This window comes from Roseococcus sp. GW821-FHT12F05, assembly GCF_058806835.1.
The window spans coordinates 1-2,728 of the sequence record NZ_JBXAQB010000041.1; the positions used below are offsets into that span (position 1 = coordinate 1).

The window sequence follows — 2,728 nt, forward strand, 5'->3', positions numbered from 1 at the left end:
TCCGCGAGGTCGGGCGCGGCGGTCGGATGCCCGTGCTGGTCGGCCACCACGCGCAGCTCCGGCCGCGTGGCCCCCACGGCCAGCATGGTCTTCACGAAATTCTTGCCGACCGGGGCGAAGACCCAGGCGGTGCGCAGGATCACCGTCTGCGGGTTCGCGGCCAGCGCGGCCCATTCGCCGGCGAGCTTGGTGCGGCCATAGGCGCCGAGCGGGTTGGGCGCATCGGTCTCGACATAGGGCGCGCCCTTCAGCCCGTCATAGACGTAGTCGGTGCTGATCTGGATGAGCGGGATCGACGCCTCCGCGCAGAGTCGCGCGATCAATGCCGGCCCCAGCGCATTGGCGCGGAAGGCTCCCGCTTCATCATCCTCGGCGGCGTCCACGGCGGTCCAGGCGGCGCAGTTCACCACCGCCTCGGGCTTCAGCTCCGCGAAATGCGCGACGACCGTCTCGGGCCTGTCGAACTCGAATTCCGGCTGGCCCACCAGCAGCGCCTCGAAGCCCTTCGCGGGCAGGCTCTCCTCCAGCCCGGTGGCGAGTTGGCCGCCCTTGCCGGTGACCAGGATGCGCCGCATCAGACGGATCCCGCGGGGAAGGGCGGCGCGATGTCGGCGAGGCGCGGCGCCGCGCGGTCCTTGTCGGAGAGCACCGGCCCGCCCGCCGGCGCGGGCCAGGCGATGCCGAAGGCCGGATCGTCCCAGGCGATGCCGCCATCGGCCTTGGCGTCGTATTCGGCGTCGACCTTGTAGAGCACCTCGGTGTCCGGCTCGAGCGTGAGAAAACCGTGCGCGAAGCCGCGCGGCACCCAGAGCTGCTGCCAGTTCTCCGCCGAGAGCTCGACCGCCACGTGCTGCCCGTAGGTCGGGCTGCCGACGCGGATGTCGACGGCGACGTCGAGGATGCGGCCGCGCACCACGCGCACGAGCTTGCCCTGCGCCGAGGGCGGCCGCTGGAAGTGCAGCCCGCGCAGCACGCCGACCTCGCGCGAGAGGCTGTGGTTGTCCTGCACGAAATCCACCTCGAAGCCCGCCGCCTTCAGCGCGCTGCGCTTCCACACCTCGCTGAAGAAGCCGCGCGCGTCACCGAAGCGGCGCGGCTCGATGAGCAGGACCTCCGGGATGGATTGCGGCGTGACGTTCACCCGTGCTCTCCCTCGGCGATCTCGATGAGGTAGCGGCCATAGGCCGTCTTGCCGAGCGCCTTGCCGCGCGCGCGCAGCTCGTCGGCGGTGAGGAAGCCGCGGCGATAGCCGATCTCCTCGGGGCAGCCGACCTGCAGGCCCTGCCGCTCCTGCACCGTCTGCACGAAGGTCGCGGCCTGCAGCAGGCTCGCGGGCGTGCCGGCGTCGAGCCAGGCGCAGCCGCGGCCGAGCTGCTCGGCGCGCAGCGTGCCGTCGTTCATGTAGATCGCGTTGAGGTCGGTGATCTCCAGCTCGCCGCGCGCGGAGGGGACCACCTGGCGCGCGAGCTCGGTCACCCGCTTGTCGTAGAAGTAGACGCCGATGACCGCCCAGTCGGATTTGGGGACGAGCGGCTTCTCCTCCAGCGAGATCACGCGGCCCTTCGCGTCGAATTCGGCCACGCCATAGCGCTCGGGATCGGCGACGCGGTACCCGAAGACCGTCGCCTCGCCCTTGGTGGCCCAGTCGGCCGCGCTCAGCAGCCGGTCCGAGAGGCCTTCGCCGTAGATGATGTTGTCGCCCAGCGCCAGCGCGCAGGCCTCGCCGCCGATCCAGTCCGCGCCGATCAGGAAGGCCTGGGCGAGCCCGTCGGGCGAGGGCTGCTCGGCATAGGTGAGCGTGACGCCGAAGGCGCTGCCGTCGCCCAGCAGCCGCTTGAAGCTCGGCAGGTCGGCGGGGGTGGAGATCAACAGGATGTCACGGATGCCCGCCAGCATGAGCGTGCCCAGCGGGTAGTAGACCATCGGCTTGTCGTAGACCGGCAGGAGCTGCTTGCTCGCCGCCAGCGTCATCGGGTGCAGCCGCGTGCCGGAGCCGCCCGCGAGGATGATGCCCTTCATGCCTTCACGCCCCCCTGCCGCGGAGCGGCGTCAGTTCCGAGGCGCTGCCCCGCATAGGCCTTGTCGCGGATGGGCCGCCACCAGGCCTCGTTGTCGAGATACCAGCGGATGGTGTGCTCCAGCCCGGCCTCGAAGCCGTAGCGCGGCTTCCAGCCGAGCGCGGTCTCGGCGCCCGAGGGATCCATCGCATAGCGGAAGTCGTGGCCGGGCCGGTCGCGCACGTAGGTGATGAGTCGCTCGCGCGGGCCGGCGGGATCGGGGCGCAGGCGGTCGAGCACGTCGCAGATGCCGCGCACGACCTCGAGGTTCGTGCGCTCCTGCCGCGGGCCGATGCAGTAGGTCGCGCCGGGCTGGCCGTTCAGCAGCGCGAGCACCAGCGCCTCGGCATGGTCCTCGACATGCAGCCAGTCGCGTACGTTGGTGCCCTCGCCGTAGACGGGCAGCGGCTTGCCCTCCAGCGCGTTCAGGGTGACGAGCGGGATCAGCTTCTCCGGGAACTGCCAGGGGCCGTAGTTGTTCGTCGTGTTGGAGACGAAGGACGGGAAGCCGTAGGTGTGGTTCCAGGCGCGCACGAGATGGTCGGAGGCCGCCTTGCTCGCGGAGTAGGGGCTGCGCGGATCGTAGGGCGTCTCAGGCGTGAAGGGTGCGTCGCCGGGATAGAGCGAGCCGAAGACCTCGTCGGTGGAGACGTGGTGGAAGCGGAAGGCGG

General features: G+C 70.9%; 4 protein-coding genes. All 4 read right to left on the reverse strand.

What is annotated here, in order from left to right; genetic code table 11:
• The coding region (locus AC1ROY_RS33925; RefSeq protein WP_493153372.1) for an SDR family oxidoreductase at positions 1-575 on the reverse strand (575 nt) is incomplete at its 3' end.
• Complete coding sequence (rfbC, locus tag AC1ROY_RS33930) at positions 575-1,141, reverse strand: dTDP-4-dehydrorhamnose 3,5-epimerase (protein ID WP_493153373.1); 567 nt, start codon at positions 1,139-1,141, stop codon at positions 575-577. The genes rfbC and AC1ROY_RS33925, both read right to left, overlap by 1 nt.
• Positions 1,138-2,019, reverse strand: coding sequence for a glucose-1-phosphate thymidylyltransferase RfbA (gene rfbA, locus AC1ROY_RS33935; protein WP_493153374.1), 882 nt, complete (start codon positions 2,017-2,019; stop codon positions 1,138-1,140). The genes rfbC and rfbA overlap by 4 nt, the downstream gene beginning before the upstream one ends.
• Positions 2,016-2,728: dTDP-glucose 4,6-dehydratase (locus AC1ROY_RS33940; protein ID WP_493153375.1), on the reverse strand; the 713-nt coding region annotated here is incomplete at its 5' end. The genes AC1ROY_RS33940 and rfbA, both read right to left, overlap by 4 nt.